The following is a 22481-nucleotide window of genomic DNA, read 5'->3' as shown; positions in this document are numbered from 1 at the left end:
GAAGGAGGGCATGATGAATCCCCGGATGCTGCGGAGCGACGTGCAGCCTGCACACTGATAGGGGCGGCTCTGCTGGAAAAGGTCTGCGTGGCGCAAAAAAAGACCGGTTTGTGGCGCTTGAGCGGGGGTGAAATCGTCCGAAATCACCTTTTCCAGTGCGGCCGGGGACGGCAACAGAAAAGAAAGGGCCGAGACCGGTTTGTCTTCTGGTTCGAAGACCGGCAGGATCGGATAACTGGCCACGGCGTTGTTCTTTCGGTCAACATTCCGTCAAGTCATGGAACTGGTTCCCGAGTGGGCGCCGAACATCCACCCAATGATCGTCCACTTCCCGATTGCCTTTATCCTTGGGGCGATCGGGGCCGACCTGTTCTCGCTCGTCCTACGCCGATGGGACTGGCTCCGTCCGGCCACAGTCGCCCTTTACGTGGTAGGCGGGGCCAGCGCGGTGTTCACGTACTTCACTGGCACCTGGGCGGCCAATGCGGTGTCGGTCCCCGCCGCGGCGGAGACTGTCCTCAGCGAGCACTCCAATCTCGGATGGTGGACGATGTGGTTCTTTGGCATCTACGCCCTGGTGCGGCTGGGAGCACACCTGTGGTCGAAGACGCGGAGACAAGTTGCCGTGCAGGGGGTGCTCTTCGTGATTGCGCTGGGCGGGGCGTACCTGCTCTACGAGACGGGCGACCACGGGGCCGAGATGGTGTACAAATACGGCGTGGGCGCGGGCCAGGTCGACACGACCCGGGCGGTCGCCGAGCCGGGCCTCACGGTTGGCACAGATGGATGGCAGTGGCAGCCGCAATCCGCCCGCGCCTGGACGCGCCGGGTGCGGTGGCTGGAAGGCTCGGCCGACACACTCCAGACTCGTCTCGATACGCTCGACACGGGTAGCGTGGCGCTGGCAGTGACTCCTCAAGCTCCAGCCACCTTCGTCGTCCCCGACACGCTCGGGGCCGTTCGGGTCACCGCCGAGGTAACTCTCGATCAGTTTGAGGGGAGTGTCTCGCTCCTCCACCACGTGCAGGGCCCGCGGTCCTACGATTACCTGACCGTGGAGGGCTCGACGCTGCGGCAGGGTCGCCGTATCGATGGGGATCGCTCCACGTTTGCCACTGGAGCTGCCGAGACTGAGGGCTGGCGCACAATCCGGGTTGTAGGAGACGGCACGCACTTCCGCGGATACGTAGACGGAGAGATGGTCGTGCACGGGCACGGCGACGCTGCGGCGCCGGGACCCGTGGGGCTACGGCTGAAGGGTTCCGGAACGGTCGTCCTACGGCGGCTTTCGGCGGCCGGGCTGTAACTCAGTCGTTTGGAACAGATCAACGACGGGTCCGGTGGAGCATGCCTGACGAGAGGCCTACACATTCCAAACCACACGACCGATTGCGATGTCCCGATTGCTCATTCCCGTCCCCCCCTACACATTCTCACGTGTGATCGTCCTGGCCAGCTTGGCCGTCGTGCTCCTCGCCTGTGGAAGCGATGACAGCCAACAGGCCGCCGAAGCAGAGTCGAACGAGACCGCCTCGGCATCGACTGACACAACTGCCAAGGTGATCGAGGTGACGATGAAAGACTATGCCTACCAGCCGTCCAGCATCACCGTACCCGCCGGGCAGAAAGTGACGCTCAAGTTCAAGAATGCCGGAACCGTGGAGCACTACTTCGTCGTTGGCGACACGATCGCAGGCAGCAAAGACGGATTTCGACACAATCTCTTTAGTGGAGTCTCGATCGAGAAGAGGAAGCAGACCAGTGGACACAGCGAGGAATCAGAAAAGCATGGGGAGGGAGAAGAGCACCACGCGAACGAATTTGAACTACCGCCTGGGGGCAGCGGCGCCATGACGTTCACGCTTCCGCCCGCGAAAGCCGGCACGTACACGTTTGCCTGCTTCGAGACCACGGGAAACAAGAAGCACTACGAAATGGGGATGAAGGGGACCCTGACGGTCACAGCCTCTACTGGAAACTGACGCGACGTCAGCGGATGATCCCATCGAGAAAAACCACTGTGCGTGGGGGGCGCACACCCCCCATACGCACCTATCCCTTCTTTTCACTCACAACCCACCCTTGAATTGTCATGGAAGCCACCAAGCCGTACTACTATTCGAAGACAGTTGACCTGTCCCCCGAAGAAGCGGAAAAGCGAGTCCGCACCGAGCTCGAGAACGAAGGGTTTGGGGTCCTGACGGAAATCGACGTGGAGGCCACCCTCAAGAAGAAGCTGAACGCGGACTTTCGCCCATACAAGATTCTGGGGGCCTGCAATCCGCCCGCTGCGCATCAGGCCCTGTCGGTTGAGGACAAGATCGGCACGATGCTCCCGTGCAACGTGATCCTCCAAGAGACCGAGGATGGCCAGACCGAAATTGCCGCCGTCGATCCGGTCGCCTCGATGCAGTCCGTCGAGAATGACGCCCTGCGGCCCATCGCCGAAGAAATCCGGGACCGGCTCCACACGGTCATCGATCACGTATAGCAGGATTGTAGGACGCAGGCCACCCCTGGCCCTTGTCCGCTGGGCGTGAATGGAGAGGCGGATTCACGTCTCAATAGAGGGTCGATGATTGGCAGAGGCCGTAGGCGCCGGGTACTTTTCAGTACCTGGAGGAGCAGCCGGTGGATAGGGCTTTAGCCCGCAGTATCTCAACCAGTTGAAACAACCGTCTCTCGATATGCTATAGGCAGATGACATGAAGCTAACTGCCCAAATCAAATTGCTGCCATCTGAAGGGCAGGCCGATAGCCTGCTCGAAACTCTCGAACGCGCGAACAAGGCGTGTCAGTATATCAGCGACTACGCCCACGAGAGTGGTGAACACTCGAAATACAAGCTTCAGGATGCCGTTTACCACGACGTACGTGAGCGTTACGACTTATCTGCCCAGATGACCGTTCGGGCACTCGGGAAGGTCGCTGACGCATACAAGACGAATCCCGACTCGCACAACGAGTTCGATATTCGAGGCGGCTTTCCCTACGACAGCAGAATTTTGAGTTTCTACACAGGCCGTCGAGAGGTTTCCATCTGGACCTTAGGCGGTCGGGAGAAAATCAGCTACGAGGTTGGCGAAAATCACCGTGCTTTGTTGGAGCAAGACAAGAGCGAGGCCGACCTGATCTATCGGGATGGCACGTTTTTTCTTCTCGTGAGTTGCCAGATGCCTACGGCCAATATGTCTGATGAGGACGTAGAGGCTATCGACGGGTATCTCGGCGTGGATCGGGGAGTAAACAACATTGCCACCACCTCAGATGGAGACAACTGGACCTCCGACCGGATTGATGACCGTCGCCAGTGGTATCAGGACAGGCGCTCCGTATTGCAATCGGTCGGTACCCGCTCGGCGAAGCGTGAACTTCAGCGATTGAGCGGGAAGCAGGCCCGGTTTCAGCGCGACACCAACCACATGATCAGCAAGCGCATCGTAAGCAAGGCTAAGGCACGAAGCTCAGCGATTGCCCTTGAGGATCTATCGGGCATTCGGGAGCGGACGACGGTTCGCCGCCAGCAGCGAGCGAGGCACAGCAACTGGTCGTTCTACCAGCTTCGGCAGTTCATCGAATACAAGGCCCTTATTGCAGGAGTGCCCGTAATTCAGGTTGATGCCGCATATACGTCGCGGACCTGTTCAAATTGCGGGCATTGCGACTCGAAAAACCGCAATGGTTCCAGTTTTGAATGCCGAGATTGCGGGCACTCGATGGACGCCGATAAAAACGCGGCGCGAAATATCGCCGCACGAGCGACCTTCGCTCAGGGGTGCAGTCAATAGCCCTCATGGTAGCGCCTGAACCGCTGGAAAAAGATCCTCTTTCAGTGGATACTCGCTAGCGGTTGACGGTTGGCAGCTACAAGCCACCGACTTTCAGTCGGTGCGTTGTTGACATGTCTCACAGCGATCCGGACCCCTTTGGCCGCCAGGAGGTCTCGGTGGCAAAACAGTACGATGCGTGGGCCCACGTCTACGACCGATTCTGGCGTCGGTATGTGAACCAGACGGTGCCTGTGGCCCAGCGCGCTGCGGCCGTGGAGCCCGGCGAGCGCGTGGTGGACCTGGCCTGTGGAACCGGGGAACTCGAACGACGCCTCGCGGCGGCCGTGCCCGACATCGACGTCGTCGGGGTCGACCTTGCACCCTCCATGATCGAGCGAGCGCGCGGCAAGCTCGCCGGGACGGCAGGGGTTCGGTTCGAGCGGGCGGACGTCCACGATTTGCCGTTCCAGGACGACGCCTTCGACGTGGCGATCTGCGCCAACACGTTTCACTACTTTACGGCGCCGGACGTGATGCTTCGCGAAGCTGCTCGGGTGCTCGGCCCCGACGGGCGATTCATCGTGCTGGACTGGTGCCGGGACTTCTGGACGTGTCGCGTCATGGACGGGGTGCTCCGCCACATTGACCCAGCGTATCAGCACTGCTACACCCTCGACGAGATGGCTGCGTTTTTGGAGAATGCCCCGTTCGATCTCCGGTACCACTTCCGCTACCGCTTCGACCTGATCTGGGGCATGATGGTCGTCGAGGCGGTGCCGGAGGGCCTCGCAGGATGAAGCTCTTCCTTCCTCGGTGGACCTCCACGGAGGACGGGTCGTCACTCATCTCCGCTCGTCATCGACCACGCGAACAGGGATCCGACGGAGTCAAAACATGACCGCCACGACCACGCTGAGGAAGACAGACAGGGGGAGGTGCACATCGCCACGCGCACCACGCCGCGATGGTCGAGGACTTTCGGCGACGGTTCTTCGTGAGTCTGATGGTGACCGTGCCCATCCTGGCGCTCAGCCCCATGATTCAGGGGGGGCTGGGCGTGGCCGAGGCCTGGGCCTTTCCGAACTCCTTTTGGGACCTGGATTGTGCAGGAGTGAGGAGGAGTACGACGTCCCCTCGGATATTCCCTACCACTGTAGACTGACGCAATAGGACCGCCCGTCGTGCTCACACCGATACGACGCGTTTGTGCAGTGTACCTCGGGCTCAGCGTGTTGCTGTCCCCGGTCCCGCTCCTCAACGTCTTGCAGGCAGAGTCGTCGGCGGTCGTGGCGCTGGTGGCCTTTTTTGTTGCGGGATACTCGGCCCTCGGGGCGTTCGCGACCGCGGAGGCGTCGCTTGTGCGTGTTCTGGCCCGCCAGGAGGCAGCCCTGATCATTCCCCTCGGCGTTCTGACCCTCGCCCAACTTTGGGCCCCGAACTGCACCTACGCGCAGGGGCTTCTTTTCTACGCGCTGTTTCCAGGGGTCACGGTTGTGCTTGCCGTTGCTCTTGCGTACGCCCTGGAAGGGACCCACTGGGCACGTCCAGGTCTCGCATTTGGAATGATCGGGGGCCTTATCGTACTTGGCGGCCCCCTCTACGATCTGGGACTGCACCCGCAATTCTACACCTACAACCACGTGTTCGGGGGCGTGCTGGGCCCGATCTACGACGAGCAGCTTGCCGTGCGGCCAGGCCTTTTCGCGTTTCGGGGACTAACATTGCTCTGGGCGCTGGCGGCGGTTCTGGTGGGGCGATGGCTGCGGGGAATGGGGCCCCGCTGGGGACTCCCGATCTGTGCGCTAGCTATTGGAGCCGTGTACGCGGGGTCGGCCCCGCTCGGCATCAACACCCCCGCGTGGTACCTGCAGGAGCAGCTTGGGGGGCACAAGCGGACGCCTCACTTTGACCTCTACTACGACCCTGAGCAGGTTGACGAAGCGGACGTGGCGGCCCTCGCGAAAGTCCACGAAGCCCGGTACGAATGGGTGCGACGGCGTCTTCACCTTCGTACAGACGCGGAGTCTCCGCGCATCCAGAGCTACATCTATCCCAACCCGGACGTGAAGGGACGCCTGACGGGGGCGCGGACCACGAGCGTGTCGCCAGTCTGGCTCCCCCGGCCGCAGGTTCATCTGCTCCGGAGTCGCGTGTCGACGAGCCTAGGACACGAACTGGCCCACGCCGTGAGCCGTCCGTACGGTCTGCCGGGCCTACGGGCCTCATGGGCGCCAGGGCTCATTGAAGGGTGGGCCGTGGCCCTGGAGCCCCCGGCGCCAGGCCCCTCCCCCGACGATCTCGTGCTGACCGCCACCCTGGCGGATACGTCTACTGGGCTCACGGCCGAGGCCACGGCAATCGCTAACCGCCTGTCACCGTGGGGCTTCTGGACAGGACGGGGCGCCGTCTCGTACGCCACCATGGGTTCCTTCGTGCAGTACCTCCTCGACCGATACGGGCCGGAAAAGCTGAAACGAGTGTATGCCTGGGCAAACTTCGAGGACGTCTATGGTCGCTCCCTGCAGGCGCTGGCTACGGGGTGGGCAGCCCATCTGCGCCGAACATCCATCGTGTCTCGGGGCGCCCACGAGGTCGTCACGCGTCAGTTTACGAGCCCTTCTCTCTTCGAGAAGAAGTGTCCGCACTACGTACCCCCGTCGCGCCAGCACCTGCAGGCCGCGAGGCAGGCCGCACGGCGTCAGGATACTGCCCAGGCGGTTGCGAACTTGCGGCGGGCCCTGGCAGCGCAGCCGCAGTTCGCGGCGGCCCACGAGGCACTAGCCCGGTTTCATCTCGCTCAAGGGCGGGCCGAGGCTGTGGTGCACCAGCTCGACACCCTCGACACAGGGGTGCGCACCCTCAACCTTCGGGTGGCACTGGCCGACGCCGAGGTTCTCCTCGGAAACGTGGAGACGGCCCGGACGCTGTACGCTAGGGCTCGGGCTCGCGCACCTCAATCAGCGCCGGCCGTCCGGACCCGGATGGCCCTTCGGGAGGCGGTGGCCAGCCGTCCCGCAGTCGTCCGGATTCTTGTGAGTGGAGACTCGGCGGCCGTGCAGGCTCGGCGCCTCGCAAAGCCGGGTGGCCGGATGCGTTCCGCTCGCCAGGCGTGGCGCGGGATTCGACTCATGGAGGCGAACCGGTACGGCCAGGCACTCGCCGTCTGGCGAGGGGTCGGCGCCCCAATCCGGTCCGATCGTCCCCGGGGATGGCATCGGGCCTGGGACCTACAGCGGATGGCATGGACCACCGAGGCCGCGCTGCGAGCCGGATCGACCGATGTGGCGAGCCGCTGGGGGCAGCGGGCGGCCCGTCGGGCACAGAAGGTGGGGGATCGGTCCTGGGCCGCCCTTCTCGACTGGTGGGCTCGTCGGGCGAGCACGAGCGGGACCGGAACGATCAGCTCCGGCCGCGCCGCCCGACCCTACGAGACGGGAGATTCTCGATGAGAGATGTCGGGGCTGGAGTCGCGCCTGCGAACCACGTTCCTCCACTGTTGGTTGAGACCCCGATGGTAGTCTGGAATCCGTGCTCGGTATCATCGCCCCTGCGTCCTCCTCGCACACGTAGTTCCCTCGCCCGGTAGTATGCACCGCCCCTTCCGCCGGCTCTCCGGCTTTTTGCTCTGCGTTGCCCTGATTGGACTCCTGGGAGGATGCAAGTCGGCGGAGCAGACGGACGAGGTGTCCTCGTCCTCGGCCTCGCCACGATCGACGGTCGGTCCCACCCTTGCGCGCTCAGCGAAAACGGTGCGGACCATACAGCTCTATAAGGGAAGCGACGAGCGAAATCTTCCGGTCTTGTCGCTCGAGTCCGGTACGTCGCTGACCCTGGAGTTCGACTTGATGACGCGGCAGGGCCGCCCGCTGTCCATCTACTTTCAGCACGCGGATCGAACGTGGAAGCGAGATCTGACAGACAGTCAGATTCTAGAGTCCTTTCAGGACGATCGGCTCGTCGAGTATCAGATCTCACAGGGGACTACTGTGCCCTACGTTCATTACGTCTACCGCTTTCCCAACGACGACATCCGCTTTCGAGTGAGCGGCAACTACGTGCTGCGCGTGACGGAGCGGGGCCGCCGCGATTCTGTGCTCTTCGAGCGGGCTTTCTTCATAACTGAAAAGGCCGGAAAGCTGAACACAGGGGCCGAATCCCTCCTCGTTCCGGGCCAGCAGCGCCCGTCCATCCAGCCCAACGCGAAGTACACTCCTCCCTCCGAAATTCGAGGAGACCCGTTCAGCTACAGCGTCTGCTTCGTGCGAAACGGTCGGCTCCCGGCCACTCGCTGTCAGGACCAGCCGCAACTGGTGAGTCAGCCGAAGCTCGAGTTCGAATTGCCCCGCGACCGGGCATTCGCCCCCACGACGGCCGCCCGCGACCTCGACCTCAGCACCCTGCGGTCGACGAATCAAATCGCCCGCATCGACCGCACGACCGCTCCGATCGAAGCCCTCCTATCTCCTGACTACGCACGCTTCGCCGAAAACCGGTTGGGACCGGAGGTGGAGAGCCAAATCGTGGTTCGGGACGCCCTGTCAGACCTAATCAATCCTGCCCTGAGCGCCGAGTACGTGCAGACGACCTTTGCGTTCGTTCCCGGAAACGAGACGCCGTACGGCAGTGAGTTGGTCGTCTCCGGCAGCTTCAATGGTCTGGATCCCGACCGGGGAACGACAATGAAGTGGATTGAGGAGCGTGGCCGATACGAGGGAACGGTCCTGCTCAAGCAGGGGCGGTACCAGTACTTCTACTCGACCTCCGATCCGACCTTCGCGAAACAGATGAGACGGAGCCAGCGCCGCATTACCGGGAGCTACGCAGCGTTCGTGTACTACCGGGACGCCCAACGCGGCACCGACCGACTCCTTCAGGTCGGGCGCTTCGCACCGTAGGGGAGGTGCGTGAGAAACCAGCGCCTCAGTCCGCACAAAGCACTCTGGGGACCACCGACGGGTGCGACGGAACTACCCGATGACGACGACGTCCTGAGCGTTCGGGCCCTTGTCGGTGTGACCAACAGTGAATTCGACCCGGTCGTCCTCGTCGAGGCTCTTGAAGCCTTCGGCGTCGATTTCGCTGTAGTGAACGAAAAGGTCTTCGCCGCCTTCCTCGGGGACGATGAAGCCGTATCCTTTCTCGTTATCGAACCACTTGACGGTTCCGGTTTCACGCTCTGCCATAGTGTTGCTGGTGTTTCAGGGTGAAAAAGTGCTGTGTGGCAGAGCATCCTCATCCGTTGCTCAAACCCGGAGGGTGGCTCTAGACCTTGATGAACTGCCACAATTTTCAAAGTTATGACTCTCTACGGGTAAATGTCAATTTTTCGACGGGTACATTTTGGGCAGAGAATAAAGAAAGAGGAGCAGTGCGTAGACGGTAAAGATCTTCGGCCTTGTAGAGACTACACATCGGCTCATGGAAGGGGAGGTATGTTTTGATGTAGCTTTACCTGAATGACCTGTCCACTCCAGCATGTCCTTCGCACTCACGAGTCTTGTCGAGAGCAACCCTGCCTTTCGAACCCACGGGGGCGTCCGGGCAGACATTGAGGCTGCGTGTGCCCGCCACCCCGACATCGCGACGTTTCGGGAGCTGGGCCCGGCGGAAGAGGGCGCCATGCTCTACGGCGTCGTCCTGGGAACCGGTCCCACTACGGTTAGCCTCATTGCGGGCAACCACGCAGACGAGCCCGTCGGGCCCGAAACGCTCCGGTCCTTCGTGCTCAACGGCCTGTCCAACCGCTACAAGATGGCCCCGTGGTTCCGACGCTACCGATTCGTGGTGGTGCCCCACACGAATCCGGAAGGGGAGGCACGCAACCGGGCCTGGATGGAGCAGTGGCCCGACCCGAAAGCCTACCTGCGTCACGCCGTTCGGGAACAGCCGGGTCGAGATCTGGAGTACGGGTTTCCAGACATGCGGCCCGAAAACGAGCACGTGTCCGCGTTCCTGCGCGACCACGGGGCCTACGACCTGCACGCAAGCCTGCACGGCATGTCGGCGGGAGAAGGTGCCATGCTCCTCATCAACCGGCCTTGGACGTTCCGCACGCAGCGCCTCCGCGACGACTTCGTGGACGCGGCCGCGGCGAAGGGGCTTCCCATGCACGATCACAACCGGAAGGGAGAGAAGGGCTTCTTCTGGATCGAGCCGGGCTTCCAAACGACCCCCCGGGGGGACGCCATGCGCACCTTCTTTCGCGCGAGGGACGACGCGGCCACCGCCCGCAACTTTCACGACAGCTCCATGGAGTTTGTCGCCTCCCTCGGAGGAGACCCGCTCTCGTTCGTCACGGAACTGCCGCTCTTTCTGGTGCGCAGTGAGAATTCCACCGACCACCGCCCGGACCGCTATTTGGAGCTGCGGGAGCGTCTCCCCGAAATTCGGGCGCGGCTGGAGCGCGGGGAGGACGTCGACGATTTGCTTGCCCCGTTCGGCCTGCGCCCGGTGCCGCTGGACGTAGCCATGCATCTTCAGTTTCGCGCCCTTGAGCTGGGACTCCGCACCGTGTCCGCCGAGTAGGCGATTTTCCGGACCCCCCGCAGTCTGCGAACCGACCAGTACTTCCATGACGTTTCTCCTCTACGGGGCCTACGGATACACAGGACGTCTCATTGCTCAGGAGGCGGTCGAGCGGGGGCATCGACCGATCCTTGCGGGGCGGGATGCTGCACAACTGAACGACATGGGCCGCTCCCTGGATCTCCCGGTTCGGGTCGTCTCACTTCAGGAGGAAAGCCGCCTCCGGTCTGTGTTCGACGAGGTCGCTGCCGTCCTTCACTGTGCAGGCCCCTTCGTTCGGACGGCCCCTCCGATGGTTCGGGCGTGCCTCGAAACGGGCACCCACTACTTGGACCTCACAGGAGAGATTGAGGTGTTTCGGCGTATGGCCGACCGGCACGAGGAGGCGGCGTCCGCCGGGGTCATGCTTCTACCGGGCATTGGGTTCGACGTCGTGCCCAGCGACTGTCTCGCCCGGCACGTGGCCACCCAGGTTCCGTCGGCCACGACGCTGGAAGTGGCCCTGTTTGCGGACGGGGATGTCTCGCAGGGGACCCTCAAGACTCTGGTCGAGCAGATGGGGCAGGGGGGATGGGTTCGGCGGGAGGGACGGTTGCGGGAAGTGCCCCCTGGCTGGACCAGCCGAACGGTCGATTTCGGTGATCGCGACCGCCGTGTGGTGTCCATTCCGGAGGGGAGCGTGGTTACGACTGGGCGCTCGACCGACGTTCCGAACGTCACCGCCTACCTCGCTCTTCCTCGGGCGGTGCGTCGGGTGCTCCGGGGCAGCCGACACGTCCAGCGCCTTCTGGCCTGGCGGCCCCTCAAGCGACTGCTCAAGCAGTTTGTCGAACTGCGCCCTGATGGGCCGTCCACCGAGGACCGAAGGCAAGGGCGAACGGTCGTGTGGGCGTCGGCGCGACGCGGCACTGAGGGGAGCGTCTCGGCCCGTCTTCACGGGCCGGAGGCCTACACCTTCACACAGCGGACCGCCGTAAACGGAATCGAGCGCGTCATTGACGGAACGGCGCCGCCTGGCTACCAGACGCCGTCGACGGCCTTCGGAGCGGACTTTGTGCTCGACGTGTCGGGGGCAGAGCGGACCCCCGTCGAATGAGTGTTCGAAAACCGAGGGGGGAACATGGTGCTCAGGCGAAGGTACTCTCTGCGTAGTTTTTGCGGCCGAAAAATACGTGGGACAATGGCAGGGTCGAACCCAGAAGACCGCGGACTTTCCTTCGGGCGTCGGCTGCCCCAGCATCCGACGCATCGCCTCTATCTTGTATTCTGCTTCACGCTCGTACTGGTACTGGGAGCTGTCGGGCTCCTCGCATCAGGATCCTACAGGTCTGCCGCAGAGATTGGAGGGCTTGGCGCCGGTGGGGGATGTCTTGCCCTGTCGAGGATTCTGAGGCGCCGGAACGTGACCGGACAGTTGTGGTGCCGACGGCTGGGATGGGGGATCCTCGGTCCGATCGTCCTCTGGCACGCCATTCAACTCGTTCAGGCCCTGCAATCCTGGCTGGCCTACGGAGGATAGGATGAGAAGCAGCCCATCGAAGTCATCCGAAGGCGCCGATGGAAAACGCTCCCGATTCAGAATCGTCATCTCTCAACTGGACGGCCGTTGCTGCTCTGTACGCCGCTCTGGGACTGAGTCTCATTTGGATGCTGTACTGGGGCGACTACCGAAACGCGGCCTGGTTGCTTCTGCTCGGGGTGGGGGGCGGGCTCACCGCCGTCGGTCGAATGAAAGAGAATGCGGACAAGGGCCGCAAGGCACGACGCTGGAAACGAGCCGGAGGTCTTGCTTACGCCGTGTTCTTTGTGTGGGCGGGGACGGTGCTCATACGGATCTGGATGGGCGGGTAAGAAAAAGAATGGTAATCGTGGTTGGCGAAAACAAAATCCATCTCTGTGGCGTTCGCCAGAATGCTAGTATGAAGAAATAGTCGGAATACCCACCAACAAACAAAGGAGCCACCTATGGCCTTCGAACTCCCTGATTTGCCATACGAGTACGACGCTCTGGAACCGCATATCGACGAGCAGACCATGCGGATCCACCACGACAAACACCACGCAGGATACACCCGGAAACTGAACAACGCGCTTGAGGGACACGACGACCTTCAGCAGCACTCAATCGAAGAGCTTCTCGCCGGCATCGACACCCTTCCGGCAGATGTTCGGACGCCAGTGCGCCAAAACGGTGGGGGCTTCTACAACCACCGTCTCTTCTGGGACACCATGTCGCCGGACGGAGGGGGAGAGCCGAATGGAGACCTCGGCGACGCCATCGAGGATCAGTTTGGGTCGTTCGAAGCATTCCAGGACGAGTTCAAGAGTGCCGCGACGGGACAATTTGGCAGCGGCTGGGGATGGCTCGTCGCCCATCCTAGCGGCGCACTCTCCGTGACGAGCACTCCCAACCAGGACAATCCCCTGATGGAGGAGGACACTCCCATTCTCGGCGTCGACGTTTGGGAGCACGCCTATTACCTGAACTACCAGAACGAGCGGGGAACCTACGTCGACGAGTGGTGGAACGTCGTAGACTGGGACGCCGTGGGGGACAACTTCGAACACATCGTTGCGGCGTAGCTCGGTGCTGCGGCCGGAGAAGGTCGCGAGTCGCGTTCTAACGAGGGGATGGCCGTGCGGTCATCCCCTTTTGTGTAGCGGGAAGCATTACTTGCCCCGCATCCCATACGATCGGCTGCGTCCCTGCATGGTCGAGATTTCACGGTCGGTTGCAAGGACCCACTGGACTCTCTCGTCCGCCCTCTTTACTATGCCTCTTGCGTGCAACATGCGCCTGCTTGTGGCGCAGGTCCTCGTTCTGCCATCGAAACGTGTCGGTCGATGAGCGCTGTCGAAGGCCCATTGCTCTGGGCCAGCTATTTATCGTTGGGGGTGTTGGGCTTCTCCCTTCTGGCCGCGCTCCTCCGTGTGCTTTGGGGGCCGCACCTGTCGGACCGCATGATCGCCCTCGACCTCGTGGCCTTCCTCGCCATGGGATTTTTGGCCACCTACTCCGTGTTGGCTGGGGAAGAAGCGTTCATTGACGTGGCCCTCGTGCTGGGGCTCCTGGCCTTTTTGGGCACGGTGGCCGTGGCCCGATACATTGAGCGCGTTCGTTCCGGAGAAGCCCTTGTGGATTCATGACCGACATTCTCGCCGCTCTCCTGATGACCGGAGGGACGTTCCTGATGCTTGTGGCCGCGGTGGGATTGCTTCGATTCCCCGACCTGTACACTCGCATGCACGCCGTCACAAAGGCTGGCACCCTCGGCATCGGCCTCATGCTCATCTCCGCGGCCGTGGCGTTCGGGGACCTCAGTGTCGCCGCCCGAGCCCTTGCGGCCCTGCTGTTTGTCTTTCTTACTGCTCCGGTCTCGGCCCACATGATTGGCCGGGCGGGCTATCTCGGAGACGTGGCGCTGTGGGAGGAGACCGCCTTTGACGACTGGGGTGCGGAGTACGAAGAGCTTCGGCGGGAGGGGGAAGAGCCACTGACCGAGGCCGATGTGCAGATGCGGGGGGACTCCGGCCCCTCCGACTTGGCTGCCTAGCGTGCGGTCCGTTCAGAGTGGTCCTGCGTCGACTCTTCCCCTCAGGCTGTTTCGGTCATGCTCTTCGCTGTCCTTAGCATCTTTGTTGGTGCGGCCCTCGCCCCGCTGGTCGTGCGCCTCCTGGGCCGCGCCTCGGGGTGGGTGCTGGCGCTGCTCCCCCTTGGCGTCTTTGCCTATTTTGCGCAGACGCTGCCGGAGGTGGCCCACGGAGAGGCCCTTCGGCACTCCTACGCGTGGGTCCCATCGCTGGACACGCCGCTCTCGTTCTATCTGGACGGGCTGAGCCTCCTCTTTGCGCTGCTCGTCACGGGCATTGGCACGCTCATCGTCGTCTATGCGGGCGGGTACCTGGCCCATCACCATCAGCTGGGCCGCTTCTACACGCAGTTGCTCGCGTTTATGGGAGCGATGCTCGGCCTCGTGGTGGCCGACAACGTGTTCGTCTTCTTCATTTTCTTTGAGCTGACGAGCCTCACCTCGTTTCTGCTCATCGGGTTCTACCACACCGAGGAGGAGTCGCGGCGGGCCGCACGGAAGGCCCTGATTGTGACGGGGGGCGGGGGACTGGCGCTCCTGGCGGGGCTCATCCTCCTGGGCAGCGTGGCGGGAACCTGGGAGTTTAGCCAGATGCTGGACCTCGGGGCCACCGTACAGGGGCATCCCTATTACCTTGCGATCTTTGTTCTTGTCTGCGCCGGCGCGTTCACGAAGTCCGCGCAGTTTCCCTTTCACTTCTGGCTCCCCGCGGCCATGGCGGGCCCCACGCCGGTGAGTGCGTACCTCCACTCGGCCACGATGGTAAAGGCGGGCGTCTTTCTTTTGGCCCGCCTGCATCCGGTCCTCGGTGGCACGACCGTCTGGGCCAGTACGCTCGGCATCGTGGGCGGCTTTACGATGCTGATGAGCGCCTGGCTGGCGCTGCGGTACACCGACCTGAAGCAGATCCTGGCCTACACGACGGTCATGGTGCTGGGCCTCCTCACCCTGCTGCTGGGGATTGGGACGAAGACCGCCATCAAGGCGATGGTGACATTCACGGTCGTGCACGCCCTCTACAAGGGCGGCCTGTTCATGATGGCGGGGAGCATCGACCACGAAACCGGGACGCGGGACCTGCTGGAGCTGGGCGGGCTGCGCGGGGCGATGCCCTGGACGATGGCGGGGGGCGTGGCCACGGGGCTCTCGATGGCGGGCATTCCGCCGCTGTTCGGGTTCATTGGGAAAGAAGTCACCTACGAGGCGGCGCTCCACGGCGGTCCCTGGGGGCCCTTGATTCTGGGCGCCGGCGTGCTGGCGAACGCGGCCCTGGTGGGCTCGGGCCTGCTCGTGGGACTGAAGCCGTTTATCGGGGAGTTGAAAGGAGCCTTTACGCGAGACCCGCACGAGGCGCCGGTCAGCATGTGGGGCGGCCCGCTGGTGCTCGGCGTCCTGGGCCTCGCATTTGGCGTCTACCCGGCGTTCATCGACCACTCGCTGCTCCAGGCCGCCCGGGCGGGCATTCTGCAAGAGTCCGCTGAGCTGCACCTTGCGCTGTGGCATGGCATTAATCTCCCGCTGATCGCGAGCCTGGTGACCTTTGCCCTGGGCGCTGCCCTCTACGCCTACTGGGAGGGGCTGCGCGAAACGGTGTTCATGACGGGGCTGGGGACGCTCTTCGGGCAAGGTCCAGGGCGGGTGTTTGAGCGGGGACTGTACGCCGTGTCGTCCCTGAGCCACACGGTGACGCGCCTGGTGCAGAATGGACGCTTTCGGTGGTATCTCTTCGCGACCTTCTCGGCCATCCTGGTGCTGGTGGGAGGCGGATTCCTGGTAGAAGAGAGTCCGCTCGTGTTCTCGCTCGGGGGGGGAGTGCCCGATGTGGAATACTACGAAGTGGGCCTGGCGGGACTGATCATTGCGTCGGCGGTCGTGGCGGTGCGCACGCACGATCGGTTCGTTGCGATTCTGGCGCTGAGCGTGGGGGGGTACGGCGTCGCACTGCTGTACATGCTCTTCGGCGCGCCCGACCTGGCGATGACGCAGTTTGCCGTCGAGACGCTCACCCTCATCCTGCTGGTGATCGTGATCGTTCATCTGCCGGGCATTCAGGGGGAAGAGTCTCTCGGCATCCGTCTCCGCGACGGCCTCGTCGCGATCGGGTGCGGGGGGCTTCTGACCCTGATCATGAGCGTGATTGTGCAGACGCCCCTGAATTTGCGCATCAGCAGATATATGGCGCAGGCGAGCTACACGGAAGCGGAGGGGCACAACATCGTGAACGTGATCCTCGTCGACTTCCGGGCGCTCGACACGATGGGGGAAATCACGGTCCTCGCGATCGCCGCGATTGGGGTGTACGTGCTGATGCGGATGCCGCGCCAGGAGAAGCCGGAACTGACGACGGAGGCCTCTCCCGAAGATCGGGCTGCTGAGGGGGATGCGACCGGGACATAGGCCTTCACACGTTGCATTCACCGACCCGAGGGACCCATGCTGTATTCTCTCATTTTGCGCGTTGCGGCCCGTGTGCTGGTGCCGCTGCTGCTATTGTTTTCGCTCTTCATGCTTCTGCGCGGCCACAATCTTCCGGGCGGCGGCTTTGTGGGCGGGCTCGTCGCGGCGTCTGCGTTCGTCCTGTACGTGCTTACGGCGGGGGTGGATGCGGCGCGACGGGTATTGCAGGTTGAGCCGCATACGCTCCTCGGGCTCGGGCTCGTCTGTGCCTACGCCACGGGGGTGTTTGCCCTCGTCCTCGGGGAGCCCTTTCTCACCAGCTTGTGGGTGGACCTGCACATCCCGGTTCTTGGCGACCTGCACCTCGGCTCGACTCTCCCGTTCGACATTGGGGTCATGCTGGTGGTCGTGGGCACCGCCCTGCTGATGGTGTTCTCGGTGGAGGACCGGCTGCCGGGACTGGCGGAAGAGTGATTGCGTGTTGCGTATTTCGTACTGCGTATTTCGTGTATCTTGCGCGTCACCCTTTACGCAATGCGCAATACGAAATAGCAGAAGCTAAAGGAGGGCGAATTGCTGAGGTCATGCCTTAATCATTCGGTTCTGAATCCCTTCACACCATGGAACAGATCACGGCCATTGTGAGCGGCGTCCTGCTGGCCGCGAGCTTCTATTTGCTCATGCGGCGAAGTCTTCTGCGCTTCGTGATCGGGCTCATTCTCCTGTCCAACGGGGTCAACCTCTTGATCTTCACCATGGGACGCCTCACGCCGGCCCAGCCCCCCCTGATCCCGTACGGGGCCAAGGTGCCGCCGGAACCGTACGCCAATCCGCTGCCGCAGGCCCTGATTCTCACGGCCATTGTGATTAGCTTCGGGCTGCTGGCGTTTACGCTCGTGCTCGTGTACCGCCACTTTGCCGAGGGGGAGAGCATCGAGTCCGACGACGTCCGCGCGTCCGAGTCCGACCCGCCGCTGGACGTGGACGAGGAGGCGAAACGCCTGCCTGCGTAAGCGTCTCCGCGTCGACCCGTCCCCGCATCCTCTACTGCTGATTGGTTGTCCGGTATGGATACGCTCCTAGTACTTCCCATTATCGTCCCCGCCATCACCGGGGCCTGTGCACTGCTGGCCCGTCGGTATCGGGGCGTGCAGCGCGCGCTCGGGGTGCTGGGCGCGACCGTGCTGTTCGGGGTGGGGGCGATGATTGTGTACGAGGTGCACGTACACGGCATTCGGGCGGTGCAGATGGGGGACTGGCCCGCGCCCTTCGGCATCACCCTCGTGGTCGATCCGCTGAGCGCCGGCCTGCTGGCGGCCTCGGGGTTCGTGGCCCTCGCCGTGGCGGTGTATGCCCTGGCCGGCATTGACGAGAGGCGGGAGCGGTTTGGGTTCCATCCGCTGTTTCACCTGCTGCTGATGGGCATCAACGGGGCCTTCATCACGGGCGACCTGTTCAACCTGTACGTCTGGTACGAGGTGCTGCTCATTGCGTCGTTCGCGCTCCTGGTGCTGGGGAACGAGAGGGAGCAGCTCGACGGCGCCGTAAAATACGTGGGGATCAATCTCGTGGCGTCTGCCTCGTTCTTGAGTGCCATCGGTCTGCTCTACGGGCTCACCGGCACCCTCAACATGGCCGATCTCGCGGGGAGCATGGGATCGGTGCAGGAGAGTGGCCTCGGGCCGGTGCTGGCCATGCTGTTCCTCATTGGGTTCGGCATCAAGGCGGCACTCTTCCCGCTCTACTACTGGCTGCCGGCCTCGTACCACACGCCCCCGGCGCCCATCGCGGCCATCTTTGCGGGCCTGCTCACGAAGGTGGGCATCTATTCGCTCCTGCGGATCTTCACGCTGCTGTTTCCCGACCCCTCCGGGTACACCCAGGGCGTGCTGCTCGTGGTGGCCGGGGCGACGATGCTCCTGGGCGTCTTCGGGGCGCTGGTGCAGCGGCACGTCCTGCGCCTGCTCGCCTTCCTGGTGATCAGTGCGATGGGCTACGTGGTCATGGGGCTCGGCTTCTTTACGACCCTTGGCCTGGCGGGGGCGGTGTTCTACGTGTTTCAGGACGTCCCCGTAAAGACGGCCCTCTTTCTCATCGGCGGCCTCATGGAGCGGGAGACGGGCACCTCGGAGATCGGGCGGATGGGGGGGCTCTACGAATATCGTCCGCTGCTGGCCACCGCCTTCGTCGTGCCGGCCTTTTCGCTGGCGGGCTTTCCCCCGTTCCCCGGATTCTGGGGCAAGCTGACGCTCATCCAGGCGGGGCTCGCGCAGGGGCAGTGGGTCATCGTCGCCGTGGCCCTGGTCGTGGGGGTGCTCACGCTGCTGGTGGTGGGCCAGGTGTGGGGACGGGCGTTCTGGTCGCCGCCGCAGGTGGAGGACCTAAAGGACTTCGGGGCCGGCGATTCGTGGGACGTGCGGTCGCTGCTGCAGGGCCCCGTGGCGGCGCTGGCGCTCGTGCTGTTCATCGTCGGCTGCTACGCGGAGCCGGTCTTTGCGTTTGCCCACGAGGCGGCCGTTCACCTGACGGACACCGGGCCGTACATTGAGGCGGTGCTGGGGGGGTAGGGTGGGCGTTTGAGAGTTGAGGGTTATGCGTTGAGGGTTGGGGTCTTCGTTCGGTTTTGCGATCTGATTGCTTTTGGTTGACGGTTGGAGGTGACAGTGATGGTTACGCTCGTTCGGGTTCTGCTCATGACGCTCGTCTGGGCGGCCCTGCAGGCATCGTTCAGCCCGGGCACGCTGCTTCTGGGGGCCCTCTTTTCGTGGGTCATTCTTCGCATCTGTCGGCCCCTCTTCAACCGGGACGAACCGAGCGTTTTTCCGGCGAGTCGGCCCCTCCGCCGGATGTGGCGCAACCTGGTGTTGATCGTCGTGTTCGTCCGCGAGGTGGTGCTCTCGGCCCTGCAGGTGGTGTGGTACGTGATTCAGCCGACGCTGACCATTCGCCCCGCCGTCATTGAGTATCCGCTCAACGTGCAGACCGATCGGGAGATTACGGTGCTGGCCAACATGATTTCCCTCACGCCCGGCACGCTCAGCCTGGATGTGGCCCCGGACCGGTCCGCCATCTACATCCACGCCATCTCCGTATCCACGCCGGATGGGCAGGACGTCATCGATGGGATTAAGGGCTCCCTCGAGAAGCACATCAGTCGGGCGCTCGGTCCCCCGGCATGACAGGCGGACCCCGAGAAGCATATTTACGAAGCCTCCCCCTCCCGACGGAGCCAGCGGGACAGAAGCCAGCCGCTGATGGCGGCGCCGCCCAGGCCAAGGAGCAGGGGCGTGATCGACGGTTCGGTGATCTCCTCCAAATCAATGAGCCCGCTCGTGCGACCGACGTCGTCGATTTGGGGCACGGTGAGGATGCCCTCCAGCGTGGGGGTGACGGCGGCCTGCACGGCCGCGGCGGCGACGACCTCCACCGGGAGCGGGCGGCCCGGATCGGAGGCGTAGGGGTGCGGGCGGACGCCTTTCAGTTGGTTCAGCACGGCCGCGAGCGTGGACGTGCCTCGTTGCCGGTCGCCGTAGACGAGGTTCGGCCGGAGTGATGCGGTGCGGAGATCCGAGTACTGTTCGTGGAGCGTCCGCTCGGCCCGACGCTTTGACGCCAGGAAGTTGTGGGGGACAACGGGGGGTTTGTCGCGTACCGACAGGAAGATGAACGCGTCGGCCCCCGCCTCCACCGCCTCGTCGGCCGCGAGCAGCGCGGACTCCGCGTTCACCCGATCGAACGTCACGCCGCGGTCCGGATCCTCCTGAATCGTCGCGATCGAATGCACGACCGCATCGGCCCCGTCCAGCAGATCGCGCCACGTGTCGGGCTCGAATACGTCGGCCGCCCGCCACTCGACCTCCTGGGTCCAGGGGTGCCGGGCAGGCGTGAGGGCCGGACGCCCGGTGCGGCCAAAGGCAGCTACGTCGTGGTTGTTCTGCACCGCGACGCGGCAGATTTCGGAACCAATGAATCCGTTGCCTCCGGGAACGACGAGCTTGGCCACGGGACTGAGGGGTTGTTCGGCAGAGCGATGAAGGGCCTCGAGTGGCGCGCTCGCGGAGCAGCACCACCGGGCAGTGCCCAAAGGAAATCGAAGAGATCAGGGGAGTTCCGGGACGTCCGGCATCATGGTGGATTGCCCCTACGAAGTTGCCGGGGAACCTCTCTCGGAGGACCAGGAATTGTAAGAAGGCGACGGTGCGTGCTCGTCGTTTCCGTGTTGCTCTTTTACCGATTCGCCCCGCCTGGACAATGATCGACGACATCCTTTTTGCCTGTGACTTTTCTCCGTCCTCGAATCAGGCACTTGCCTATGGTGTCGACCTCGTCGACCGCACTGGGGCAACGCTCCACTTCATGCACGTGAAGGAGGTGGCCATGGGCCCGTTCGTGGGAGGCGAGCCGTCCCCGGAGGCGGGCCAGCAAAAGCTCAAGGCCCAGTTCGCGGAGCACTGTCAAGAGACCCTGGCCCCGGACGACGAGCACCTGTCCTTCGTCGTCGAGCGGAGCGGTACCGTTGCGCCCGCCATCATGCAGTACGCCGAGGTGCACGAGGTGGACCTCATCGTGATGTGGACCTCATCGTGATGGGGACGCACGGTCGCCGCGGCGTGAAGCGTGTCCTCTTCGGAAGCGTGGCGGAGGAGGTGCTCCGTTCGGCGCCGTGCCCGGTGCTGACGGCCCGGACAGGGGAGGACGGCGAGCAGGCGCCAGAGCCCGCGTCCATCGGGCGCCTCGTGGCCCCGATCGACTTCTCCGATGCGTCGCGGTCGGCGCTCCGGTATACGGCCCGGCTTGCGACCGTCTACGACGCCCCGATCACACTCGTCCACGTCGTCGAGCTCCCGAAAATTCCCACCGTCTACGAGGTCGAGTTTTCGGACCTCTCTCCGGAGGAAATCGAGGACAGGGTGCGGACCGAGCTCGAGAAGTGGGGGCGTTCTGTCTCGGCGGAAGGGACAGACCTCTCCTACGCTGTCGAGTCCGGGGATCCGGGGCCCACCCTCCTGGACCTCGCCTCCACGCCCACAGACCTTCTGGTGATGGCGACGCACGGACTCTCGGGGGTGAAGCGATCCGTGCTCGGGAGCGTCGCCGAGGGCGTTCTGCGCCGCGCCCCCGGCCCGGTGATTATGGGACGAACGTTTCCGGAGCCGTAGATCTCACGGATCCGGGACGCTTGTAGGCCCTCGTCGCTGCAACGTAGGATCGAAATGTTGCAACACCGGGGACGGGGAAAAGTACGTCTTCAGGCGTTCTCGTTGATCGACCTTTCTTCCAGCCATGCCCGAAAAAGCGACCGAGTGGTTTGGCATGCGCGTCACGCCCAGTCAGAAGGAAAAGATCGAGCGGCTTGCGGAGCGGGAAGGCACCACGCAGAAGGCGGCTGTTCGAAAGGCCGTCGAACGCGAATTGGTGGAAAACGGGGCCGAAGAGCCGCAGTCGGGATCGGCGCTGGAGCAGATTGATGATCTGGTCGGCGTGGAACCGGATTCGGATGCCCCCACGGACTTGTCCACCAATCCCAAGCACATGGAGGATTATGGCACGGACTGAGACCTTCCTCAACACGGGCGTACTTGTAGGGCTGTTCCACAAGCACGATCAGCATCACGAGTGGGCCAAACAGCAGTTTGATCGGGTGTCCCCCCGCTTTGTACCTGCGAAGCGGTGCTTTCGGAGACGTTTCACCTGTTGGAGCCTGTGCCCACAGGGCCGGCACATCTGCTGAAAATCCTCGGGAGAGAAATTTTCGATCTGTCGTTCTCTTACACTCAGCACGTTAGCCACGTCCACGATTCAATGTGGCCCTACGCGGACCAGCCCATGTCCTTTGCCGATGCCTGTCTCGTCTGCATGGCAGAGGAGCAGCCGTCGCGTCGCATCGTGACGACCGACGACGACGTCCGCGTTTACCGCACACCCGCAGATGAGCCGCTCGACGTGGTTCTGCCTGGCTCCTGAGGATCCGGTCTCGTCCGGCAAGTCCGTCCTTGTGGTCCATCAAAGAAGGCCTCCAACTGTCATGGATTTGACGCAGGGTAGACGGAACGAGTGCAACGTGTCTTCCACCCGCCCGTATCAGTACCATCTGTGAAAGCGCTTTTTTGAAGGTGTAGCGCCACTCGTCTCGATTTCATCTTCCCGCAGCACGCTTCTTCCCCATGGACGCTGACCGCTATCAGCCCACCCATCCCGT

At 63.3% G+C, this 22481-nt stretch carries 24 protein-coding genes; 22 read left to right on the top strand and 2 right to left on the bottom strand.

Annotated features, from left to right (window positions below):
• Window positions 1-277 precede the first annotated feature (277 nt).
• From ABEL04_RS05620 to ABEL04_RS05590, 7 genes are all read left to right on the top strand, one after another.
• Window positions 278-1306, top strand: a complete 1029-nt coding sequence (locus ABEL04_RS05620) for a DUF2231 domain-containing protein (protein WP_375801405.1) — start codon at window positions 278-280, stop codon at window positions 1304-1306.
• A gap of 88 nt (window positions 1307-1394) precedes the next feature.
• Window positions 1395-1982 (top strand): cupredoxin domain-containing protein, encoded by a 588-nt coding sequence (locus ABEL04_RS05615; RefSeq protein WP_375801404.1) that lies wholly within the window; start codon window positions 1395-1397, stop codon window positions 1980-1982.
• A 110-nt stretch (window positions 1983-2092) separates the two neighbouring features.
• Complete coding sequence (locus ABEL04_RS05610; RefSeq protein WP_375801403.1) at window positions 2093-2491, top strand: DUF302 domain-containing protein; 399 nt, start codon at window positions 2093-2095, stop codon at window positions 2489-2491.
• Window positions 2492-2705: 214 nt separating this feature from the next.
• Window positions 2706-3788, top strand: a complete 1083-nt coding sequence (locus ABEL04_RS05605) for an RNA-guided endonuclease InsQ/TnpB family protein (RefSeq protein ID WP_375801402.1) — start codon at window positions 2706-2708, stop codon at window positions 3786-3788.
• Between the two features lie 113 nt (window positions 3789-3901).
• Window positions 3902-4567, top strand: a complete 666-nt coding sequence (locus tag ABEL04_RS05600) for a class I SAM-dependent methyltransferase (RefSeq protein WP_375801401.1) — start codon at window positions 3902-3904, stop codon at window positions 4565-4567.
• 384 nt (window positions 4568-4951) lie between these two features.
• A complete protein-coding gene (locus tag ABEL04_RS05595; RefSeq protein ID WP_375801400.1) occupies window positions 4952-7219 on the top strand; it encodes a hypothetical protein in 2268 nt (755 codons plus the stop codon).
• Between the two features lie 138 nt (window positions 7220-7357).
• Window positions 7358-8665, top strand: coding sequence for a type IX secretion system plug protein domain-containing protein (locus ABEL04_RS05590; RefSeq protein WP_375801399.1), 1308 nt, complete (start codon window positions 7358-7360; stop codon window positions 8663-8665).
• Between the two features lie 72 nt (window positions 8666-8737).
• On the opposite strand, the gene ABEL04_RS05585 is transcribed toward ABEL04_RS05590, so the two are convergent.
• Window positions 8738-8953: a cold-shock protein gene (locus ABEL04_RS05585; protein WP_375801398.1), complete on the bottom strand. Its 216-nt coding sequence runs from the start codon at window positions 8951-8953 to the stop codon at window positions 8738-8740.
• Between the two features lie 292 nt (window positions 8954-9245).
• Here ABEL04_RS05585 and ABEL04_RS05580 point away from each other — a divergent pair, with 292 nt between their 5' ends.
• The 11 genes from ABEL04_RS05580 (at window position 9246) to ABEL04_RS05530 (ending at window position 19461) form a co-directional block, all read left to right on the top strand.
• Entirely contained in the window at window positions 9246-10295 is a 1050-nt protein-coding gene (locus ABEL04_RS05580) for a M14 family zinc carboxypeptidase (protein ID WP_375801397.1), read from the top strand.
• Between the two features lie 46 nt (window positions 10296-10341).
• Window positions 10342-11391 carry a saccharopine dehydrogenase family protein gene (locus tag ABEL04_RS05575; RefSeq protein WP_375801396.1) on the top strand — a complete coding sequence of 350 codons (1050 nt, stop codon included), beginning with the start codon at window positions 10342-10344 and terminating at the stop codon, window positions 11389-11391.
• A gap of 461 nt (window positions 11392-11852) precedes the next feature.
• Window positions 11853-12146, top strand: a complete 294-nt coding sequence (locus ABEL04_RS05570; RefSeq protein WP_375801395.1) for a hypothetical protein — start codon at window positions 11853-11855, stop codon at window positions 12144-12146.
• A 114-nt stretch (window positions 12147-12260) separates the two neighbouring features.
• On the top strand, window positions 12261-12878 hold the full coding sequence (locus ABEL04_RS05565) for a superoxide dismutase (RefSeq protein WP_375801394.1): 618 nt from the start codon (window positions 12261-12263) through the stop codon (window positions 12876-12878).
• Window positions 12879-13139: 261 nt separating this feature from the next.
• On the top strand, window positions 13140-13442 hold the full coding sequence (locus ABEL04_RS05560) for a monovalent cation/H+ antiporter complex subunit F (protein WP_375801393.1): 303 nt from the start codon (window positions 13140-13142) through the stop codon (window positions 13440-13442).
• Complete coding sequence (gene mnhG, locus ABEL04_RS05555) at window positions 13439-13849, top strand: monovalent cation/H(+) antiporter subunit G (RefSeq protein ID WP_375801392.1); 411 nt, start codon at window positions 13439-13441, stop codon at window positions 13847-13849. The genes ABEL04_RS05560 and mnhG overlap by 4 nt, the downstream gene beginning before the upstream one ends.
• 57 nt (window positions 13850-13906) lie before the next feature.
• Complete coding sequence (locus tag ABEL04_RS05550; protein ID WP_375801391.1) at window positions 13907-16282, top strand: putative monovalent cation/H+ antiporter subunit A; 2376 nt, start codon at window positions 13907-13909, stop codon at window positions 16280-16282.
• 36 nt (window positions 16283-16318) lie between these two features.
• Window positions 16319-16756: a Na+/H+ antiporter subunit B gene (locus ABEL04_RS05545; protein ID WP_375801390.1), complete on the top strand. Its 438-nt coding sequence runs from the start codon at window positions 16319-16321 to the stop codon at window positions 16754-16756.
• 146 nt (window positions 16757-16902) lie between these two features.
• Window positions 16903-17295 carry a Na+/H+ antiporter subunit C gene (locus ABEL04_RS05540; RefSeq protein ID WP_375801389.1) on the top strand — a complete coding sequence of 131 codons (393 nt, stop codon included), beginning with the start codon at window positions 16903-16905 and terminating at the stop codon, window positions 17293-17295.
• A gap of 54 nt (window positions 17296-17349) precedes the next feature.
• The gene (locus ABEL04_RS05535) at window positions 17350-18849 is read left to right on the top strand and encodes a proton-conducting transporter membrane subunit (RefSeq protein WP_375801388.1); all 1500 of its coding nucleotides are present in this window, start codon (window positions 17350-17352) and stop codon (window positions 18847-18849) included.
• Between the two features lie 99 nt (window positions 18850-18948).
• The gene (locus ABEL04_RS05530) at window positions 18949-19461 is read left to right on the top strand and encodes a Na+/H+ antiporter subunit E (RefSeq protein WP_375801387.1); all 513 of its coding nucleotides are present in this window, start codon (window positions 18949-18951) and stop codon (window positions 19459-19461) included.
• 23 nt (window positions 19462-19484) lie between these two features.
• On the opposite strand, the gene ABEL04_RS05525 is transcribed toward ABEL04_RS05530, so the two are convergent.
• On the bottom strand, window positions 19485-20285 hold the full coding sequence (locus ABEL04_RS05525) for an NAD-dependent epimerase/dehydratase family protein (RefSeq protein WP_375801386.1): 801 nt from the start codon (window positions 20283-20285) through the stop codon (window positions 19485-19487).
• Window positions 20286-20533: 248 nt separating this feature from the next.
• Between ABEL04_RS05525 and ABEL04_RS05520 the strand changes: the two genes are divergently transcribed.
• From ABEL04_RS05520 to ABEL04_RS05505, 4 genes are all read left to right on the top strand, one after another.
• Window positions 20534-20869, top strand: coding sequence for a universal stress protein (locus ABEL04_RS05520; protein WP_375801385.1), 336 nt, complete (start codon window positions 20534-20536; stop codon window positions 20867-20869).
• A 23-nt stretch (window positions 20870-20892) separates the two neighbouring features.
• Window positions 20893-21441: a universal stress protein gene (locus ABEL04_RS05515; RefSeq protein WP_375801384.1), complete on the top strand. Its 549-nt coding sequence runs from the start codon at window positions 20893-20895 to the stop codon at window positions 21439-21441.
• A 124-nt stretch (window positions 21442-21565) separates the two neighbouring features.
• The gene (locus tag ABEL04_RS05510) at window positions 21566-21838 is read left to right on the top strand and encodes a hypothetical protein (protein WP_375801383.1); all 273 of its coding nucleotides are present in this window, start codon (window positions 21566-21568) and stop codon (window positions 21836-21838) included.
• 270 nt (window positions 21839-22108) lie between these two features.
• A complete protein-coding gene (locus tag ABEL04_RS05505) occupies window positions 22109-22246 on the top strand; it encodes a hypothetical protein (RefSeq protein ID WP_375801382.1) in 138 nt (45 codons plus the stop codon).
• Window positions 22247-22481 lie beyond the last annotated feature (235 nt).

The organism is Salinibacter sp., assembly GCF_042218895.1.
Classification (GTDB): Bacteria; Bacteroidota; Rhodothermia; order Rhodothermales; family Salinibacteraceae; genus Salinibacter.
Note: the sequence above shows the minus strand (reverse complement) of the source record. Positions and strands in the feature narration are given on the sequence as shown.